Source organism: Peterkaempfera bronchialis (assembly GCF_003258605.2).
Taxonomy (GTDB): domain Bacteria; phylum Actinomycetota; class Actinomycetes; order Streptomycetales; family Streptomycetaceae; genus Peterkaempfera; species Peterkaempfera bronchialis.
The window spans coordinates 3,997,448-4,015,661 of the sequence record NZ_CP031264.1 but is presented as its reverse complement, the minus strand read 5'-3'; the positions used below and the strand labels follow the sequence as shown (position 1 = coordinate 4,015,661).

The following is an 18,214-nucleotide window of genomic DNA, read 5'->3' as shown; positions in this document are numbered from 1 at the left end:
CCCGGCCACGGGTGTTCAGATCTTGGTGCCCCGGTGCAGGGCGACGATGCCACCGGTCAGATTGCGCCAGGCGACCTCGCCCCAACCGGCCTGCTGGAGCCTGGCGGCCAGCGCCGGCTGGTCGGGCCAGGCCCGGATGGACTCGGCGAGGTAGACATAGGCGTCCGGGTTGCTGCTGACGGCGGTGGCCACCTGCGGCAGCGCCCGCATCAGGTACTCGGTGTACACGGTGCGGAAGGGCGCCCAGGTCGGGCTGGAGAACTCGCAGATCACCACCCGGCCGCCGGGCCGGGTCACCCGCAGCATCTCGCGCAGCGCGGCGTCGGTGTCCTGGACGTTGCGCAGCGCGAAGGAGATGGTGACCACGTCGAAGGAGTCGTTGGCGAAGGGCAGCCGGGTCGCGTCGCCCGCCGTCAGCGGCAGTCGCGGGTGGCGGCGCTTGCCCTCGGTGAGCATTCCCAGCGAGAAGTCGCAGGGCACCACCCGGGCACCCGCCGCCGCGAACGGCAGCGAGGAGGTGCCGGTGCCGGCGCCCAGGTCCAGCACCCGGTCGCCGGGGCGGACGTCCACCGCCCGGGCCACGGCCCGCCGCCACGCCCGGGCCTGGCCCAGCGAGAGCACATCGTTGGTCAGGTCGTAGTTGGCCGCCACGCCGTCGAACATCGCGGCGACTTCATGCGGCTGCTTGTCCAGGGAAGCTCGGGTCACGGGACCCATTCTTCACCGCGCGGCCGGGCCGTGCGGCAGGCGGGTCTCAGCGGCGCGCGCGGCGCCCGCCGCGACGCCGCCGCCGGGTCCTCGGCGCGGCGGCGGCCACGCCCTCGGAGGCGAAGACGGCGGTGGTGCGGACGGCTCCGCCCCGCACCGCCAGGGCGCGGCGGTGGCGGCGGATGCGCAGCAGGCAGACCACCAGGAGGCCGAGCCCCACCGGCACGCTGGTCTGGGCCAGGCCCACGCCGGCCGGCTGCGGGTAGCGCTGGCCGCAGACCCGTACCGCGCCGGGGTCGGCCTTGGCGTACTCCAGGCAGATCGGGTCGCCCACGGCGGCGTCCTCGGGCAGCCGGAGGTCGGCGGCGTGCAGGGTGCGGCCGTCGGCGGTGTAGTCGACCTGGCTGTAGGTGGCGGTACCGGCCGCGAGCCGGGTGACGGTGCCCTGCGCCTTCACGGGGTCCGCGGCGATGCGGTCGGCCTGGTTCAGCTGGCGCCAGCCGAGCACGCCCATGCCGAGCGCCAGGACGGCGCTGAGCACGGCGACCACGTACCAGCCGCGGCCGATCCGGGGGACGGACTCGGATCGCATCGTTCCTGCTTGCTGCCCCGAGGGGCATGGGGGACGGACTCGGAGGACTGCCCGCCGTGGGAACGGCGGTTGAGCGGGATCGTAGCGGCCCGGGGCCCTCCAGGTCACGGCCGGTCGGGCACAACCCCGGCCGACGGCGCGTGAGTTCGACCCCGGGCGGGGGTGTTCAGCGGCGCCGGTGGACCAGCCGTCCGGCCAGTACGGTGGCGATGCAGCCGCCCGCCCCTCGGCGGCGCAGGGCGGCCTCGGGGTCGCCGTCCGGGTCCACCGCGAAGACCGCCAGGTCGGCGCGGGCGCCGGGGGCCAGCGGGCCGTGCACGGCCGCCTCCAGCCCCGTCCCAAGGCCCGCCCGCAGCAGGTCGAAGCCGGGCTCCCCAGGGTCGGTGGCGGGCGGCGGGACCACGGCCAGGCCGGAGCGGGCGACGGCGGTCCGTACGGGGGCCCGTTCGAATGGGCCGCTGAGCGCCGTGGTGCCGTGCGCCAGCATCCGCTGGAGCCCCCGGCGGGCGGAGGCGCCCCAGCGGGTGTCGTCCATGGCGAGCGCCGCCAGGGCCGGGCCGGTGAGCGGTTCGGTGCCGAGCTCTTCGGCCTCGCGGGGGTCGGGGTGGTACGCGTGCTCCAGCAGCGGGCGGCCGTACGGGGTGCGCAGGCCGGGGGTCAGCACCCCGCCCCAGGCGCGGACCCGGGCGGCGGGGTGGGCGGCGGCCAGCTCCCGGTACGGGCCGACGGCGGCGATCCGGCCGTCCCGCACCGCCACCGCCCCGTCGGCGAGCGGCGGGGCGGCGACGGGCAGCACCAGGTCGGCGCGGTGCAGGACGATCACGGTTCGCTCGCCGGTCAGTTGGCCGCGAGGATCGTCAACTCGGGGTGGGCGGTGCCGCCTTCGATGGCGGTGGAGGCGATGTGGGAGGCGACCCGGGCGTCGACGGGGTCGTTGGCGGGGTCGTCGTGGACGGCGAGGTGCTCGTAGGTGGTGGCGCGCTGGGCGGGGGTGCGGCCGGCGGCGCGGATCAGGTGGATGAGCTCCAGCAGGTTGGAGCGGTGCTTGGCGCCGGCCGAGGAGACGACGTTCTCCTCCAGCATCACCGAGCCGAGGTCGTCGGCGCCGTAGTGCAGGGTGAGCTGGCCGGCCTCCTTGCCGGTGGTCAGCCAGGAGCCCTGGATGTGGGCGACGTTGTCCAGGAAGAGCCGCGCCACCGCGATGATCCGCAGGTACTCGAAGACCGTGGCCTGGGTGCGGCCCTTGAGGTGGTTGTTCTGCGGCTGGTAGGTGTACGGGATGAAGGCGCGGAACCCGCCGGTGCGGTCCTGCACGTCGCGGATCATCCGCAGGTGCTCGATCCGCTCGGCGTTGGTCTCGCCGGTGCCCATCAGCATGGTGGTGGTGGACTCCACGCCCAGGTTGTGGGCGGTCTCCATGATCTCCAGCCAGCGCTCCCCGGACTCCTTCAGCGGCGCGATGGCCTTGCGGGGGCGCTCCGGCAGCAGCTCGGCCCCGGCTCCGGCGAAGGAGTCCAGCCCGGCGGCGTGGATGCGGGAGATCGCCTCCTCCACGCTCACCTTGGAGATCCGCGCCATGTGCTCCACCTCGGAGGCGCCCAGCGAGTGGATCACCAGCTGCGGGTACGCGGCCTTGATCGCGGAGAAGTGCTCCTCGTAGTACTCCACCCCGTAGTCCGGGTGGTGGCCGCCCTGGAACATGATCTGGGTGCCGCCCAGCTCCACGGTCTCCGCACACCGCCGCAGGATCTCCTCCAGATCCCGCGACCACCCCTTGTCGCTCTTCGGCGGCGCATAGAACGCGCAGAACTTGCACGCCGTCACACAGACGTTGGTGTAGTTGATGTTCCGCTCGATGATGTACGTCGCGATGTGCTCCGTGCCCGCATAGCGCCGCCGCCGCGCGGCGTCGGCGGCCGAGCCCAGGGCGTGCAGGGGGGCGTGCCGGTAGAGGTCGAGCGCCTCTTCGGGGGTGATCCGGCCGCCGGCCGCCGCGCGGTCGAGGACGGACTGGAGGTCGTTCCCGGAGGGTGCGGCGAGGGGCACTGCGGGCTCGGACACCTGGCGTCCTTTCCTACAAACGGGTCGTGGTTGGTACGGCCGGCAGACCGCCGGACCAGCCTACGCCAGCGTCTTCCGCGCCCCCGATCACGCCCGCCCCCGATCACGCCCGCCCGGGGCGCCGGTCAGCCCTGCCGGGCCAGGTCTCCGGAGGGGTCGGTCCCCGATGCGTCGGCGACCTCCAGGTGCAGGGTGCCGTCGTCGTTGAGGGTGTAGGTCTGCGTCTCGGGGGTGGTGGTGCAGCTGGTGTTGCCGCCGGAGGGCTCCTCCCGAACCACGATCCGGCGGGGCCCCACGGAGAGCAGCGTTCCCTGGCCGAGGCAGTAACTTCCCTTGGTCAGCTGGGAGTTGTTGCGGGATTCGGTGACCACGGCGCCCTTGGCTCCCTGCCGTACCGTCACCTCGAAGGTGCTGGAGAGCGGCACCAGCTTGGTGGTGATGTCGCCGCTCCACCTGCCGAGCAGGGCGGCGGGCACCTGCCCGTCCTGCTTCCCGGTGGCGGTGGTGGAGGGCTCCCCGGACGGGGTCTCCTCCCCGGTCTCGGTGGTGGAGGGCTCCCCGGACGGCGTCGTCTGCCCGGTGGTGGTGGCGGTGTCCGACCCCCCGGCCGGGGTGACCTGCCCGGTGGCGGCGGCGCCGGAGCCGCCGGACGGGGTCTCCTTCCCGCCGTCCGCCAGCCGCAGGACCAGTGCGGTGGCGCCGCCGATGAGCAGCAGCGCCCCGACGGCGGCGGCCGTCCTGGCGCCCGGCCCCCAGCGCCCGGCCCGGGGTCTCTGCCCGGGTACGGCGTCCGGTACGGCGTCCGACACGGCGGTGGGCACGCCGGTGGCCTCGGCGGGCGGGGCGCCGCCGCCCAGCGGCCGGGTGGGCACCCATCCCTCGGGCGGCGGCCCGAACGACCCGGAGGCCGCCGAGACCCCGGAGCCGTCCGTCCCGGTGCCCGGTGCGTCCCAGGGCGCGGGGGCCTGCTCGGCCGCCTCGCCCTCCAGGTCCAGCAGCTCCACCGCGCGCCGCCCCACCGCCGCCGAAAGGGCCGCCGGCAGCCAGCCGTCGCGCAGCAGCCGTACCGTCTCCCCGCCGGCGGCCAGCGCCTCCCGCAGTGCGTCGGGGGTCGGCCGCGCCGCCGCCTCCTTGGCCAGGCACGCCTCCACGACCTGCCGCAGCGGGCCGTCCAGGGCGCCCAGGCCCGGCCGCTCGTGTACCACCCGGTAGAGCAGCACCGCCGCGCTCACGCCCTCGCCGAACGGCGGGACCCCGGTGGCCGCGTACGCCAGCACGGCGCCCAGCGAGAAGACGTCGCTCGCCGGGCCCGCCTCATGGCCGCCCGCCTGCTCGGGGGACATATAGCCGGGCGAGCCGACCACATAGCCGGACCGGGTGAGCGCGGTGGCCGCGTCCAGCGCGCGGGCGATGCCGAAGTCGATCAGGCGCGGACCGTCCAGCGCCAGCAGCACATTGGAGGGCTTGACGTCGCGGTGCACCAGCCCGGTGGCGTGCACCGCGCCCAGCGCCTCGGCGAGCCCGGCGCCCAGCGCCCGCACCGTCTGCTCGGGCAGCGGCCCGGTCTCCCTGACGGCCGCGTCCAGGGCCGGTCCGGCGACATAGCCGGTGGCCACCCAGGGCCGGGGGCCCTCGGTGTCGGCGTCCAGGACCGGCGCCGTCCACGCCCCGCCGACCCGGCGGGCCGCCGCCACCTCCTGCCGGAAGCGGGCCCGGAACTCGCCGTCGTCGGCCAGGTCGGAGCGCACCACCTTCACCGCGACGGTCCGGCCGCCCCCGGTACGGCCCAGGTAGACCCGGCCCATCCCGCCCGCACCCAGCCGCCGCAGCAGCCGGTAGCCGCCGACCTGCCGCGGGTCGTCCGCCCCCAGCGGTTCCATGGCCCGTCCCCTTCCCTGCCGCCCTGCAAGCCCCTGCCGGCCTTGCCGCCCCTGCGGCCCTGCCGCCCCTGCCGCCGGCGGGACCCCGGCGGCGCTGCCTGCCAGGGCCCCGGGGGCTCCCCGCCACGGTACCCGGGCCCGCCATCGGCCAAGCGCCGGTTCCCCGGCTGTGGCCCGGCTGCTGCGGAACGGTGATACCGGCCGCCGTCAGCCGTCAGCCGTCCAGCAGCCGTACCCGCACATCCGGCGGGAAGCCGCTGTCCCGGCCGACCCGGCGGGCGAACTCGGCGATCCCGGCCAACTGCCCGCCGCCGAGGGAGAAGTCCAGCGCGCCGGTGAAGTACCGCTCCAGCACCTCGGCGTCGAAAGCCTCCCAGCGGGCAGCCTGCTCGGCCACCTTGGGCGCCTCCTCCATCGACAGGTCACGGGAGTCCAGAAACGCCCGGTGCACCTCGCGCACCGCCTCCGGCTCCCGCTCGGCGAAGTCGCGCCGCACCGCCCAGAGCGCGAAGACGAAGGGCAGGCCGGTCCACTCCTTCCACATGGCGCCCAGGTCGTGCACCTCCAGGCCCAGCCGGGGCGCCTCATAGAGGTTGGCCCGCAGCGCCGCATCGCCGATCAGCACGGCGGCGTCGGCCTCGCGCATCATCTCGGCCAGGTCGGGCGGGCAGCTGAAGTACTCGGGGCGCACCCCCTCGCGCTCCTCCAGCAGCAGTTGCGCCAGCCGTACCGAGGTGCGGCTGGTGGAACCGAGGGCGACCCGGCGCCCGTCCAGCTCGGCCAGCGGCACCTGGCTGACGATCACGCACGACATCACGGGCCCGTCGCTGCCGACCGCGATATCGGGCAGCACCAGCAGTTCGTCGGCGTGGCGAAGGTACTCCACACAGGTGATCGGGCCGATGTCGAGTTCACCGGTCACCAGTCTGTCGCTGAGCTTCTCGGGAGTGTCCTTGGTGAGGTCCAGATCGAGCAGGCTTCCGGTCCTGGCGAGCCCCCAGTAGATGGGAAGGCAGTTCAGGAACTGGATGTGGCCCACCCGGGGCCGCGTGGGTACGGGGCGGCCCCCGTCGGCAGTTGTCGTTTCCACTCTCGGAGGTTATGCCCGGCCCCTGGAACCGTCCGGCGCGGGGGCCCGGCGGACGACTCCCGGAGCGGCGCGACACACCCGCGTGCGCGTAAGTCATCCCTGGCAGGGGCGCAAGGTGCGTGCTACGGTTCTCGCAGTTGCAGTTTGATTTCCCTTGCAGTACTTGAAGCCTGCGGAGCATGTGACCGCGGGCTTTTCGTAGTTTTTCAGCACTATGCAGAAACTTCGGATGAACTTCCGGGGGCAGGGCGATCAGCGCAGCGGACCGGGGACCACGAGGTGTGGTTCCCTTCACGTCCCTCGCAAGGAGAACGGTATGGCGACCGGAACCGTCAAGTGGTTCAACGCCGAGAAGGGCTTCGGCTTCATCGCCCAGGAGGGCGGCGGCCCCGACGTCTTCGTCCACTACTCCGCCATCAACGCGAACGGTTTCCGCTCGCTGGAGGAGAACCAGGCTGTGTCGTTCGACGTGACCCAGGGCCCGAAGGGCCCGCAGGCCGAGAACGTCAGCGTCATCTGACCATCCTCTGATCGCCCGGAGTTCCCGGTACGCCCCGCGCATGCCGGAACTCCACTCGGTGGCCACGACGAGCACCACCCAAGGGGGCCCGCGCGTATCCGTACGCGACGGGCCCCCTGCCTTGTGTCCGGACGGCTTGACCGACTGGAGGTTATACGTATAACTTCCTAGGGTTTGCACCCCTCTGCCCCCAGGAGAGCACCCGCCGTGGGCTACCTCACCCTGCTGCGCGGCCCGCATGTCGCGCGGCTGCTGGTCGGCACCCTCGTCGGCCGCCTCCCCTCCGGGATGACCGCCCTGGTCATCGCGCTGGCCCTGCGCGAGGCCCACGCCCCCTACAGCCGGATCGGCGCGGTCACCGCCGCCTATGCGGTCGCCGCCGCGATCGGCGGCCCGGTGCTCGGCCGGCTGGTCGACCGGGCGGGGCAGCCCCGGGTGCTGCTGGTCTCCGCCGCCCTCGCGGGCCTCGGCTATGCGCTGCTCGCGGTCGCCCCCGGCGAGGCGGCAGCCGCCTTCGGCGGCGCGGTGCTCGCCGGGCTGGCGATGCCCCCGCTGGAGCCGTGCCTGCGCGCCCTCTGGCCGCACATCGTCGAGGAGAAGCAGCTCGACACCGCCTACGCCTTCGACTCCGCCGCCCAGCAGCTGCTCTATGTCGTCGGCCCGCTCGCGGTGGCCGTGATCGCCGCCGCCGCCTCCCCCACCGCCGCCCTGTGGATCGCCGCCGGGCTGGGCCTGGCCGGGGCGCTGGTCGTCGCCACCGCCGCCCCCGCCCGCAGCTGGACCGCCCCGCCCCGCGAGGCCGGCTCCGGACTGCTCGGCCCGCTCCGCTCCACCGGACTGGTCCTGCTGCTGATCGGCCTGGCCGGGGCCGGCTGGGCGCTCGGCTCCCAGGCGGTGCTCTACGTCGCCTACGCCGAGGCCCACTCCGGCGGGCTGCCGGGCGGCGCCGGGACCCTGCTGGCGGTCGCCGCCTCCGGCGGACTGGTCGGCGCCCTGATCTACGGCGCGGTGCCCTGGCGGGCCGCCGTCGCCACCCGTACCTGGGTACTGGCCTCGGTGATGGCGGCGGGCTTCCTCTCGCTCGTGCTGCTGCCCGCCCCCGGTGTGATGACCGTGCTCTCCTTCTTCACCGGGCTGGGGCTGGCCCCGCTGCTGGCCGCCGCCTTCGTCCTGATCGGCGAACTGGCCCCGCCCGGCACCACGACCGAGGCATTCGCCTGGCTGGTCACCGTGATCTCCACCGGCAACGCGGCGGGCGCCGCCGTCTCCGGCGTGCTGGTGGACGGCTCGCTCCGGGCCGCGGCGGTCTGCGGCGCGGCCGGCATCTGTGCGGGCGCCCTGCTGCTCCTCACCACCCGCCGCCGCCTCACCCCGAGCACCCCCTCGGTACACCTCCCCACCCCCCGCCCAGCCCCCGAGGACACCCCCACCCCGGCCCTGGGCTAGCCACCCGCAGGGCTCCCAGCCCAGCCACCCCGCAGGCTCACCCCCGCGCCCCCGAGGACACCCGCACAGCGCCGCTCGGCCGACTGCTCCGGGCCCAGGTCCGCCCGCCCCGCGCCACCCGAGCTGATCGACCGCACCCCCGCGCTCACCAACGCCCTGGTCGCGCACACAGCCACCCCGCAGACCCGCTCACCGCCCGCACCCCGCCCCTCACCACCACGCCCCCGAGGACACCCGCACAGCGCCGCTCGGCCGACTGCTCCGGGCCCAGGTCCGCCCGCACCGCACCACACGAGCTGATCGACCGCACCCCCGCGCCGCCACCGCGCTCACCAACAAGCCGGACCGGCCGCCCCCAGGCCAGACGCCTCAGCGCAGCGGTGCCGCAGCGGCCGTGGAGGCGCGCACCACCAGGGACGTCGGCAGCGGGTCCGGGGCGTGGGCGGGTTCGCCGCGCAGCAGGGCGGCGAGGGCCGCGACGCCGTGGCGGCCGAGCTGTTCGCCGGGGAGGTCGACGGTGGTGAGGGGCGGGGTGAGCAGTTCGGCGGCGGTGATGTTGTCCATGCCGACCACGGACACATCGGCCGGGATGCGCAGCCCCAGCTCGGCCGCCGCCTGGTAGACCCCGGAGGCGACCACGTCGTCGTCGCACATCACGGCGTGCGGGCGGCGCGGGCCGGTGAGCAGGGTGCGGGCGGCGGCCCGGGCGGCGGCCAGGCCCTCGTTGAGGCTGACCCCCACCTCGACCACCTCCAGGCCGTGTGCGGCCTCCTCGAAGGCGGCCTGCCGGGAGCGGAAGGTGTGTGCCGAGAGGGTGGAGCGCAGATGTCCGATGCGGCGGTGGCCGAGGGCGGCCAGGTGTTCCACGGCGGCGCGCATGCCGTCGGCGACGTCCAGTTCGACGGTGAGCCGGCGGGCGGCGCCCCGGGCGTGGGCGGGGTCGGAGTCCAGGAAGACCACGGGGGTGGACTCGGGCAGTTCGCCGAGCTGGCTGTCGTCGGGCGAGCAGACCACCAGGCCGTCGAACTGGCTGGTGGTGGAGGCGCGGGCGAGGGTGGCGCTGCTCCAGCCGGAGCTGACGACCACCGCCAGCCCGTGCTCGCCCGCCTCCTCGTGGGCGCCCTCCAGCACCCGGGCGAAGAACGGGCCGAGGATATTGGGTACGGCCAGCAGGATCAGCCCGGTGCGGCCCAGCCGCAGTTGGCGGCCGGCCGCGTGCGGGCGGTAGCCGAGGGTGCGGGCGGCGTCCCGTACCCGCTCGCGGGTGGCCTCGGAGACGCGGTGGGCGCCGCCGCTGTCGGAGAAGACCAGCGAGACGGTGGCCTGCGACACGCCCGCCAGGCGTGCCACGTCGCGCCCCGTGGGGCGGCGGTCCTGGGCTGCCGACTGCACCGGGGGGAGGGGTCGCGGGTCAGGCGGAGGCGGGGCGGTCGCCGGAGACCACGTTCGCGGCGGCGGCACCGGCGCGGTTGGCGTCGTCCACCGCGTCCTCCTCGGCGTTCTGCGAGGCGATCCGCTCGGCGGTGCGCGTACGCATGCCGGAGACCTTGCCCACGATCTGCTCGGACATCTCGTCGCGCTGGCGGTTCAGCAGCACATAGCTGAGCGGCGCCGAGATCAGCGCGGCGAGCAGCACCAGGAAGAAGTAGCCGGTCTGCCCGGCCACGGGGATGATCCCGAAGTGTGCCAGCAGCACGCAGACCAGGAAGCAGAGGGCGAAGATGCCGGCCCTCAGGGATGTGTAGCGGAGCGTGGCGTGCGACTTGCTCACCGGTGGCCTTCCTCTCGTGTACCTGATACCGCGCGGCGCGGCCGGGCGGCCGACCCCTGCTCAAGTCAAGCATGCTCCGCGTGGCGCCCCTGGGCAGGGCCGGTCGCCGTGCCGTCCGGCGCCGGTCGGCGCAGGTCGAGCCACATGGTGACGTCGTCGCGGTCGTCCCCGTCGGCGACCCGGATCGCACCGGGCACCCGGCCGGCCTCCACATATCCGCTGCGGCCGTAGAAGGACTCCAGGCCGAGGCCGCCGCGCAGGGTGAGCTTCAGCCCGGCCAGCCCCCACTCCCGGGCCACCCGCTCGGCCTCGGCGAGCAGCGCCGCGCCGTAGCCCCGGCCCTGGAAGTCGGGGTGCACCATGACGCGCTTCAGCAGCCGCCAGTGCTCCATGAGGTCGAACCGCTGGGACTCGAAGAAGAGCACTCCGGCGAGCCGCCCGGAGGCGTCGTCCAGGGCGAGCAGCAGCCGGTCGGGGCCGTCCACCACGCCGTCGATCTGCTGGTCCGCCACGGGCCGCACCCGTTCGGCGGTGACGGGCGGGACGAAGCCGACGGCGCCGCCGGCGTTGGAGACGTCCGTCCACAGGGTGGTGATGGCGGCGCGCAGCTCGGGGGTCACGTCGGGGTCGAGGACGAAGGTGAGGTCCATTCCCCCGAGCCTAGAGCGTTCCCCGGCATGGGCAGGCCCCCGGCTCTCCTCGCGGAGGGCTCGGGGGCCTGCCCGACGGTTCGTCAGAGGCGCATGGCCTGCGGCTGCTCGCGGCGGTCCGGGTCCGGGCCCGGGTACTCGCGGATGATCTCGTACCGGGTGTTGCGCTCCATCGGGCGGAAGCCCGCGTCCCGGATCAGCTCCAGCAGGTCGTCGCGGCTCAGCTTGTTGGGGGTGCCGAAGTTGTCGGCGTCATGGGTGATCTTGTACTCCACGACCGAGCCGTCCATGTCGTCCGCGCCGTGGCTGAGCGCCAGCTGGGCGGTGGTGACACCGTGCATCACCCAGAAGACCTTGACGTGCGGGACGTTGTCGAAGAGCAGCCGGGAGACCGCGAAGGTCTTCAGCGCCTCGGCGCCGGTCGCCATCTCGGTGCGGGCCTGGAGCCGGTTGCGGATCTTCCCGTCCTGGGAGTCGTGGAAGTCGTGCTGGTAGCGCAGCGGGATGAAGACCTGGAAGCCGCCGGTCTCGTCCTGGAGTTCGCGCAGCCGCAGCACATGGTCGACCCGGTGCCGGGGCTCCTCGATGTGCCCGTAGAGCATGGTGCAGGGCGTCTTGAGGCCCTTGCCGTGCGCCAGCCGGTGGATCCGCGACCAGTCCTCCCAGTGGGTGTCGTGGTCGACGATGTGCTGCCGCACCTCCCAGTCGAAGATCTCCGCGCCGCCGCCGGTCAGCGACTCCAGACCGGCGTCGATCAGCTCGTCCAGGATCTCGTCGGCGGGCATGCCGCTGATCCGCTCGAACCAGTGGATCTCGGTGGCGGTGAACGCCTTCAGCGCCACCTCCGGCAGCGCCTTCTTCAACTCCCGCAGCGAGCGCGGGTAGTAGCGCCACGGCAGGGTGGGGTGCAGGCCGTTGACGATGTGCAACTCGGTGAGCTGGTCGTTCTCCATGGCCTTGGCCAGGCGGACGGCCTCCTCGATGCGCATCGTGTACGCGTCCTTCTCGCCCGGCTTGCGCTGGAAGGAGCAGTAGGCGCAGGAGGCGTTGCAGACATTGGTCATATTGAGGTGGCGGTTGACGTTGAAGTGGACGACGTCGCCGTTCTTCTGCGTCCGCACATGGTGCGCCAGCCCGCCCAGCCAGGCCAGGTCGTCGCTCTCGTACAGGGCGATGCCGTCCTCGCGGGTCAGCCGCTCGCCCGCGAAGACCTTCGCCTCCAGCTCACGCTTGAGCCCTGCGTCCATGCGCGTCTCCGCCTCCTCTTCCGTGCCCGGTGCAACCACCAGAGCCTACGCCCCGGCGGCCGTCACACCGCCAGCAGCTCCGCCAGCAGGCCGGGGTCGATGTTGCCGCCGCTGACCACCGCGACATGGGTGCGGCCGGGCGGCAGCGCGTCCCGGTGGAACAGGTACGCCGCCGTGGCCACCGCGCCGGACGGCTCGGCGACGATCCGGCCGCGCCGGGCCAGTACCGCCACCGCCGCCCGGATGTCGTCCTCGCCGACCGTCACGATGTCGTCGACATGGGTCCGGATGTGCTCGAACGGCAGCAGTCCGAGCGAGGTGGTGCGCAGTCCGTCGGCGAGGGTGCGGTAGGTGTCGGCCGCCGGCCAGCTGGTGAGCCGCCCCGAGCGGAGGCTCTGCCGCGCGTCGGCGGCCAGCTCCGGTTCCACCCCGATCACCTTCACCCCGGGCAGGGTGAGCCGCAGTGCCGCGGCGATGCCGGAGATCAGTCCGCCGCCGCTGACCGGGACCAGCACGGTGTCCACCGCCAGGCCCAGCGCGGCGGCGTCCTCGGCGATCTCCAGCCCGGCGGTGCCCTGCCCAGCGATGATGTACGGGTCGTCGTACGGCGGCACATGGACGTAGCCGTACTCCTCGGCCAGCCGCACCGGCACGGTGTCGCGCTCCGCCGGTGTCACCAGCCGTACGTCGGCGCCATAGGAGCGGGTCGCCGCCACCTTGACCACCGGGGAGGTGTCCGGCATCACGATCACGGCCTTGATGCCGAGCAGCTGCGCCGCGTACGCCACCGCCTGGGCGTGGTTGCCGCTGGACTGGGCGACCACGCCCCGGGCGGCCTGCTCGGGGGTGAGGGCGGCCAGCCGGTTGTAGGCGCCGCGCAGCTTGAAGGCGCCGGTGGGTTGCAGGTTCTCCGGCTTGAGCAGCAGCGAGCGCCCCTCGCCGTCGTCCGCCCAAGGGCACGGCATCAGCGGGGTGCGCACCGCGACCCCCGCGATCCGCTCCCGCGCCGCCTCCAGCTCGGCCCGCCCCACCAGTGCCATGCGGTCCCACTCCCTTCCCGGTCGTGCGCTACCGCCGCTCGGAGAAGTCCTCCGACGGCGTGGAGACCCGGTTCTCCCACTTGGTCGAGAGGACCACGGTGGTCCGGGTGCGGGCAACGCCCCGGGTGCCCGACAGCCGCTTGACGATCGACTCCAGGCCGTCCACGTCGGAGACCCGGATCTTGAGCATGTAGGAGTCGTCACCGGCGATGAACCAGCAGTCCTCGACCTCGCCGAGGTCCTTCAGCCGCCGCGCCACGTCCTCGTGGTCGGCGGCGTCGCTGAGCTGGAGGCCGACCAGCGCCGTGACCCCGAACCCCAGCGACGCCGGGTTGACGGTGGCGCGGTAGCCGGTGATCACCCCGGCCTGCTCCAGCCGGTTGATGCGGTCGGTGACGCTGGGACCGGAGAGCCCGACCAGCCGCCCCAGTTCCGCGTACGAGGCGCGGCCGTTCTCCCGCAGGGCCTGGATGAGCTGTCTGTCCACCGCGTCCATGTTGTGCTCTTTCACCAGCGCGGACCTTCCCATCGTTGCCGAACCCGGGCTTCGGCATGCGGAATCAAAGGCTCCGGGCCGCATCCGTCCCGGAAGTTCCAAAGAACATACTCTGCCGCTCCCCCACCGCTCACTCCCCCTTGACGCCCGTGGACCGGGCCTCCCCCAGCGAGCCCCGCCAGCGGCGGTAGAGGGTGTGCTGGACCCCCGCCGCGTCCAGCACCCGGCCCGCCACGAAGTCCACCAGCTGCTGCGCGGTGGAACCGCCCGCATAGAACGCCGGCGAGGCCGGCAGCACCACCGCTCCGGCGTCGTCCAGGGCCACCAGGTGGCGCAGCGTCTGCCCGTTCAGCGGCGTCTCGCGCACCGCCACCACCAGGGGCCGCCGCTCCTTCAGCGTCACGCTCGCCGCCCGCTGCAACAGGTCCTTGGAGAGGCCCAGCGCGATCCCGGCCACCGCTGCGGTGCTGGCGGGCACCACCAGCATCCCCTTCACCGGGTACGAGCCGCTGGACGGCCCGGCCGCCAGGTCGCCCGCCGCCCAGTACCGCACCCGGTCCAGGTCCCGATCCTGGGTCTCCGGCGGCGGCGGCGAGTCGCCCAGCCCCTGCGCCAGCCAGGCGCGCAGGTCGTCCCGCCAGTGCGCGTCACGGAAGGAGATGCCGGTCTCGTCCAGCACCGTCAGCCGCGCCGCCCGGCTCACCACCAGGTCGACGTCCTCCCCCGCCGCCAGCAGCGCCCGCACCACCGACGCCGCGTACGGCGTGCCCGAGGCACCCGACACGCCGACCACCCAGGGCCGCCGCAGGTGCCCCTGCGGCTGCTCCCGCCGCTCCACTGCCGCTGACTCAGCCATCATCTGCACTTTACCTTCGATCCGAAGGCGGAAACCCGGCGATTAGGCTCCACCCATGTCCGAGACTGCCGACGCTCCGACCACTCTGGTGGACCTCTCCGTCCCCGTCTTCACCGGCATGCCCGTCTACCCCGGCGACCCGGAGGTCTCCATCACCGGCGCGCTGCGGACCGCCGAGGACGGCGTCAATGTGCTGCGGCTGCACCTCGGCTCGCAGACCGGTACCCACATCGACGCGCCGTACCACGTGGACGACACCTGGCCCACCCTGGAGGGCCTGCCGCTGGACCGCTTCACCGGCCCCGCCGTCGTCGCCGACCTGCGCGGTCTGGCACCCCGTACCGCCGTCACCCCCGACCACCTCGCCGCCGCGCTGCCCCGGCTCGGCCCCGGCGTGGTCCTGCTGCTCTGCACCGGCTGGTCGGCCCACTGGGAGACCGACCACTACCTGGCCCACCCCTGGCTCACCCCGCAGGCAGCGCAGGCGGTCGTGGACACGGGGGTCCGCACCGTCGCCGTGGACGCCCTCAGCGTCGACCGCACCCCCGACCCGGCCGACCCCCCGGCCGACTTCTCCCTCGCCGCCCACCGCATCCTCTGCGGCGCCGGCGCGGTCATCGCCGAGAACCTCACCAACCTCCCCCCACTCCTCACCGCCCAGTCCGCCGGCCGCCCCATCGAGGTCTCCCTCTTCCCCCTCCGCCTCACCGCCGCCGACGGCGCCCCCACCCGCGCCGTGGCCCGCATCTCCTGAACACCCCCCGCACGGGCCTGCACCCGGATGGGTGAAATGCCCGATGAACGGCGAGCACGCGGCCCCGACCCGACACGATGGACGGGTCACACCGCAGGCTGTACCGCCGACTCCGCCAGGAGGGCAGACTGGCGGTACCGGAGAAGGTGGAGAGGTGAGTGCCGCCTACGAGCACATCGGCCTCTGGACTGTCGGTGACGTCCTCGCGCTCGGCCAGGACACCCAGCAGCGCGTGGAACTGCTCGGGGGTGCCCTGCTGATGTCCCCGGCCCCGTCCGTCCCGCAGCAGCGGGCCTCCCGCCGACTGGCCGCCCTCCTCGAAAGCGCCGCCCATGCCGCCGGCGCCGGCACCCGCCCTGTACCTCGCCGAACGCACCGGCACCGGCTACTCCGAGACCACCACTGCCCTTGCCGGAACCACCACCGCGATCAGCGACCCCTTCCCACTCCACATAGACCCAGCCGCACTGCGCCTGTGACAGCACGCCAACCCCCAGGGCACGGCAGCCGCGCCGGGCCGCCGCATCGTCCTCCCCACCGACCTGAGCAAGACGAAGACGCGCGCGAAGACGCCGAAGCGGACCGGACCAAACGCCCGTACCAGGGCCCGGGTAGTCCCGCCCGCCCGCTACACCCCCAGGCCGCGCAGGATCAGGTCCAGCAGGGCGAAGCAGAAGAGGGCGATGCCGACGAAGCCGTTGACGGTGAAGAAGGCGCGGTTGAGGCGGGAGAGGTCGCCGGGCTTGACGATGGCGTGCTCGTAGAGGAAGGCGCCGACCACCACGGCGAGGCCCAGCCAGAAGGCGGGCCCGGCGTGGGTGAGCAGGGCGTACCAGACCAGCAGGCCGGTGGTGACGGCGTGTGAGGCGCGGGCGCCGTGCAGGGCGGCGGCGATGCCGAACCGGGCGGGCACGGACTTGACCCCGTGGGCGCGGTCGGCGGCGACGTCCTGGCAGGCGAAGATCAGGTCGAAGCCGCCGATCCAGACGCCGACGGCCAGGCCGAGCACCACGGCGTCCCAGGACCAGCTGCCGGTGACGGCCAGCCAGGCGCCGATCGGCCCCATCGCCTGGGCGAGGCCGAGGATGGCGTGCGGGACGTCGGTGAACCGCTTGCCGTACGGGTAGACCACCATCGGCACCACAGCGATCGGGGCCAGCGCCAGGCAGAGCGGGTTGAGCAGGGCGGCGGCGCCGAGGAAGAAGGCCAGGGCGACCAGGGCGCCGGTCCAGGCGGAGCGCACGGAGACGGCGCCGGTGACCAGTTCGCGGCCGGCGGTGCGCGGGTTCCGGGCGTCGATCTCGCGGTCGATGATCCGGTTGGCGGCCATGGCGAAGGTACGCAGACCGACCATGGCGACGGTCACCAGCAGCAGGTCGAGCCACCGCACCGTGCCGCCGTTCAGATACATGGCGGTGAGGGCGGCGATGTACGCGAAGGGCAGGGCGAAGACCGAGTGCTCGATCATCACCAGCCGCAGGAACGCCTTGGTACGGCCCGCGGTCACGGTCGGCGCAGGCGGCGGGGTCTGGCGGCCGAGGGCGTCCGCAGCACTGCTCACAGCCCGTACTCCTTCCAACGTCGCGTCACCCGTTCGGAGGTCTCCGGGTCGGAGGTGACCATCTCGGGCCAGCCGCCGTCCCGGGTGTAGCCCTCCTCGGGCAGCTTGCGGGTGGCGTCGATCCCGGCCTTGCCGCCCCAGAACTGCTGGTACGAGGCGTGGTCCAGGTGGTCGACCGGGCCTTCCACCACCACCAGGTCGCGGCTGTAGTCGGTGTTGCCCAGGGCCCGCCAGGCGACCTCGTGGTAGTCGTGCACATCGCAGTCGGCGTCCACCACGATGATCAGCTTGGTCAGCGACATCATGTGGGCGCCCCAGATGGCGTGCATCACCTTCTGGGCGTGCTTGGGGTACTTCTTGTCGATCGAGACGATCACGCAGTTGTGGAAGCCGCCCGCCTCGGGCAGGTCGTAGTCCACGATGTCCGGGATGATGATCTTCAGCAGCGGCAGGAAGAACCGCTCGGTGAACTTCCCCAGCGGCCCATCCTCGGTCGGCGGCCGGCCGACCACGATGGACTGGAGGATCGGACGGCGGCGCATGGTCACGCAGTCGATGGTGAGCGCCGGGAAGGGCTCCTGCGGGGTGTAGAAGCCGGTGTGGTCGCCGAACGGGCCCTCCGGCAGCATCTCCCCGGGCTCCAGCCACCCCTCCAGCACCACCTCGGCGTCGGCGGGCACCTGGAGCGGCACCGTCCTGCAGTCCACCATCCGCACCCGCTCGCCCTGGACGAACCCGGCGAAGAGGTACTCGTCGATGTCCCCGGGCAGCGGCGCGGTGGCCGCGTACGTCACGGCCGGGGGGCAGCCGAAGGCGATGGCCACCGGCAGCCGCTCACCGCGCCGGGCGGCCACCTGGTAGTGGTTGCGGCTGTCCTTGTGGATCTGCCAGTGCATGCCGATGGTGCGCTTGTCGTGCCGCTGGAGCCGGTACAGGCCCAGGTTGCGCACCCCGCTGTCGGGGTCCTTGGTGTGGGTGAGCCCCAGGTTGAAGAAGGACCCGCCGTCCAGCGGCCAGGTGAAGAGCGCGGGCAGCTCGTCCAGGTCCACCTCGTCGCCGGTCAGCACGACCTCCTGCACCGGGGCCTCCCCCGGCTTGACCTTCTTCGGCGGTACATGCGCCATCGACGCCAACTTGCCGAAGGCGTCGCGGAATCCGGTGAAGCCCTGCGGCAGCTCGGGCTTGAGCAGCCCGGCGATCTTCTGCGAGATGTCGTCCGGCGACTTCAGGCCCAGCGCCTTGGCGAGCCGCCGCTCGGTGCCGAAGACATTCATCGCCAGCGGCATCGACGAACCCTTGACGTCCTCGAAGAGCAGCGCCGGGCCCTTGGCCTTCTGCACCCGGTCGACGATTTCGCCGACCTCCAGGTAGGGGTCGACCTGCACCTTGACGCGTTTCAGATCGCCGTCGCGCTCCAGCGCCCGCAGGAAGGACCGAAGGTCGTCGTATGCCATGCCAGCCAGTATCCGCCACGCACTACTCTGGACCCGTCATGAGGTCCCTCCTGGGTGAGGGGCCCGCCCGTACCCGGGGAGTTGCGCC

General features: G+C 73.5%; 19 protein-coding genes. 4 read left to right on the top strand and 15 right to left on the bottom strand.

The genetic code is table 11. The features are described from left to right. Positions 1–15 precede the first annotated feature (15 nt). The 6 genes from C7M71_RS17910 to C7M71_RS17885 form a co-directional block, all read right to left on the bottom strand. A complete protein-coding gene (locus tag C7M71_RS17910) occupies positions 16–708 on the bottom strand; it encodes a demethylmenaquinone methyltransferase (protein ID WP_111492401.1) in 693 nt (230 codons plus the stop codon). Positions 709–754: 46 nt separating this feature from the next. Next, on the bottom strand, positions 755–1,300 hold the full coding sequence (locus C7M71_RS17905) for a DUF3592 domain-containing protein (protein WP_114914421.1): 546 nt from the start codon (positions 1,298–1,300) through the stop codon (positions 755–757). Between the two features lie 166 nt (positions 1,301–1,466). Next, positions 1,467–2,123, bottom strand: a complete 657-nt coding sequence (locus tag C7M71_RS17900) for an amidohydrolase family protein (protein ID WP_114914420.1) — start codon at positions 2,121–2,123, stop codon at positions 1,467–1,469. 14 nt (positions 2,124–2,137) lie between these two features. Further along, complete coding sequence (gene mqnC / locus C7M71_RS17895; protein WP_229758785.1) at positions 2,138–3,361, bottom strand: cyclic dehypoxanthinyl futalosine synthase; 1,224 nt, start codon at positions 3,359–3,361, stop codon at positions 2,138–2,140. 125 nt (positions 3,362–3,486) lie between these two features. Beyond that, the gene (locus C7M71_RS32680) at positions 3,487–5,241 is read right to left on the bottom strand and encodes a serine/threonine-protein kinase (protein ID WP_114914419.1); all 1,755 of its coding nucleotides are present in this window, start codon (positions 5,239–5,241) and stop codon (positions 3,487–3,489) included. Between the two features lie 214 nt (positions 5,242–5,455). Beyond that, complete coding sequence (locus tag C7M71_RS17885; RefSeq protein WP_111495028.1) at positions 5,456–6,331, bottom strand: menaquinone biosynthetic enzyme MqnA/MqnD family protein; 876 nt, start codon at positions 6,329–6,331, stop codon at positions 5,456–5,458. A gap of 316 nt (positions 6,332–6,647) precedes the next feature. Here C7M71_RS17885 and C7M71_RS17880 point away from each other — a divergent pair, with 316 nt between their 5' ends. Next, a complete protein-coding gene (locus tag C7M71_RS17880; protein WP_111495026.1) occupies positions 6,648–6,851 on the top strand; it encodes a cold-shock protein in 204 nt (67 codons plus the stop codon). A gap of 207 nt (positions 6,852–7,058) precedes the next feature. After that, complete coding sequence (locus tag C7M71_RS17875; protein WP_111495024.1) at positions 7,059–8,297, top strand: MFS transporter; 1,239 nt, start codon at positions 7,059–7,061, stop codon at positions 8,295–8,297. 369 nt (positions 8,298–8,666) lie between these two features. Here the strand turns inward: C7M71_RS17875 and C7M71_RS17870 are convergent, their stop codons facing one another. From C7M71_RS17870 to C7M71_RS17840, 7 genes are all read right to left on the bottom strand, one after another. Next, the gene (locus tag C7M71_RS17870) at positions 8,667–9,647 is read right to left on the bottom strand and encodes a LacI family DNA-binding transcriptional regulator (RefSeq protein WP_229758784.1); all 981 of its coding nucleotides are present in this window, start codon (positions 9,645–9,647) and stop codon (positions 8,667–8,669) included. A gap of 61 nt (positions 9,648–9,708) precedes the next feature. After that, positions 9,709–10,068 (bottom strand): DUF4229 domain-containing protein, encoded by a 360-nt coding sequence (locus C7M71_RS17865; RefSeq protein ID WP_111492338.1) that lies wholly within the window; start codon positions 10,066–10,068, stop codon positions 9,709–9,711. Positions 10,069–10,133: 65 nt separating this feature from the next. Next, entirely contained in the window at positions 10,134–10,718 is a 585-nt protein-coding gene (locus tag C7M71_RS17860) for a GNAT family N-acetyltransferase (protein WP_111492337.1), read from the bottom strand. An 83-nt stretch (positions 10,719–10,801) separates the two neighbouring features. Next, entirely contained in the window at positions 10,802–11,965 is a 1,164-nt protein-coding gene (gene mqnE / locus C7M71_RS17855; protein ID WP_111492336.1) for an aminofutalosine synthase MqnE, read from the bottom strand. A 62-nt stretch (positions 11,966–12,027) separates the two neighbouring features. After that, complete coding sequence (locus tag C7M71_RS17850) at positions 12,028–13,005, bottom strand: threonine ammonia-lyase (RefSeq protein ID WP_111492335.1); 978 nt, start codon at positions 13,003–13,005, stop codon at positions 12,028–12,030. A gap of 28 nt (positions 13,006–13,033) precedes the next feature. Beyond that, positions 13,034–13,501 carry an Lrp/AsnC family transcriptional regulator gene (locus C7M71_RS17845; RefSeq protein ID WP_111492334.1) on the bottom strand — a complete coding sequence of 156 codons (468 nt, stop codon included), beginning with the start codon at positions 13,499–13,501 and terminating at the stop codon, positions 13,034–13,036. 130 nt (positions 13,502–13,631) lie between these two features. Beyond that, positions 13,632–14,357, bottom strand: coding sequence for a UbiX family flavin prenyltransferase (locus tag C7M71_RS17840; protein ID WP_111492340.1), 726 nt, complete (start codon positions 14,355–14,357; stop codon positions 13,632–13,634). A gap of 55 nt (positions 14,358–14,412) precedes the next feature. Between C7M71_RS17840 and C7M71_RS17835 the strand changes: the two genes are divergently transcribed. Continuing rightward, positions 14,413–15,111 (top strand): cyclase family protein, encoded by a 699-nt coding sequence (locus tag C7M71_RS17835; RefSeq protein ID WP_111492333.1) that lies wholly within the window; start codon positions 14,413–14,415, stop codon positions 15,109–15,111. A 332-nt stretch (positions 15,112–15,443) separates the two neighbouring features. Beyond that, positions 15,444–15,590, top strand: a complete 147-nt coding sequence (locus C7M71_RS31900; RefSeq protein WP_229758783.1) for a hypothetical protein — start codon at positions 15,444–15,446, stop codon at positions 15,588–15,590. A gap of 149 nt (positions 15,591–15,739) precedes the next feature. Here the strand turns inward: C7M71_RS31900 and mqnP are convergent, their stop codons facing one another. Beyond that, positions 15,740–16,672 carry a menaquinone biosynthesis prenyltransferase MqnP gene (gene mqnP / locus C7M71_RS17825; RefSeq protein WP_111492332.1) on the bottom strand — a complete coding sequence of 311 codons (933 nt, stop codon included), beginning with the start codon at positions 16,670–16,672 and terminating at the stop codon, positions 15,740–15,742. Then, on the bottom strand, positions 16,669–18,126 hold the full coding sequence (locus tag C7M71_RS17820; protein WP_111492331.1) for a menaquinone biosynthesis decarboxylase: 1,458 nt from the start codon (positions 18,124–18,126) through the stop codon (positions 16,669–16,671). The genes mqnP and C7M71_RS17820 overlap by 4 nt, the downstream gene beginning before the upstream one ends. Positions 18,127–18,214: the final 88 nt, after the last annotated feature.

Bases quoted from the DNA above. Each gene is read 5' to 3' on its own strand.
- C7M71_RS17905 (WP_114914421.1), bottom strand. From the start codon at position 1,300: ATGCGATCCGAGTCCGTCCCCCGGATCGGCCGCGGCTGGTACGTGGTC.
- C7M71_RS32680 (WP_114914419.1), bottom strand. From the start codon at position 5,241: ATGGAACCGCTGGGGGCGGACGACCCGCGGCAGGTCGGCGGCTACCGG.
- C7M71_RS17880 (WP_111495026.1), top strand. From the start codon at position 6,648: ATGGCGACCGGAACCGTCAAGTGGTTCAACGCCGAGAAGGGCTTCGGC.
- C7M71_RS17860 (WP_111492337.1), bottom strand. From the start codon at position 10,718: ATGGACCTCACCTTCGTCCTCGACCCCGACGTGACCCCCGAGCTGCGC.
- mqnE (WP_111492336.1), bottom strand. From the start codon at position 11,965: ATGGACGCAGGGCTCAAGCGTGAGCTGGAGGCGAAGGTCTTCGCGGGC.
- C7M71_RS17850 (WP_111492335.1), bottom strand. From the start codon at position 13,005: ATGGCACTGGTGGGGCGGGCCGAGCTGGAGGCGGCGCGGGAGCGGATC.
- C7M71_RS17845 (WP_111492334.1), bottom strand. From the start codon at position 13,501: ATGGACGCGGTGGACAGACAGCTCATCCAGGCCCTGCGGGAGAACGGC.
- C7M71_RS17840 (WP_111492340.1), bottom strand. From the start codon at position 14,357: ATGGCTGAGTCAGCGGCAGTGGAGCGGCGGGAGCAGCCGCAGGGGCAC.
- C7M71_RS17835 (WP_111492333.1), top strand. From the start codon at position 14,413: ATGTCCGAGACTGCCGACGCTCCGACCACTCTGGTGGACCTCTCCGTC.
- C7M71_RS31900 (WP_229758783.1), top strand. From the start codon at position 15,444: ATGCCGCCGGCGCCGGCACCCGCCCTGTACCTCGCCGAACGCACCGGC.
- C7M71_RS17820 (WP_111492331.1), bottom strand. From the start codon at position 18,126: ATGGCATACGACGACCTTCGGTCCTTCCTGCGGGCGCTGGAGCGCGAC.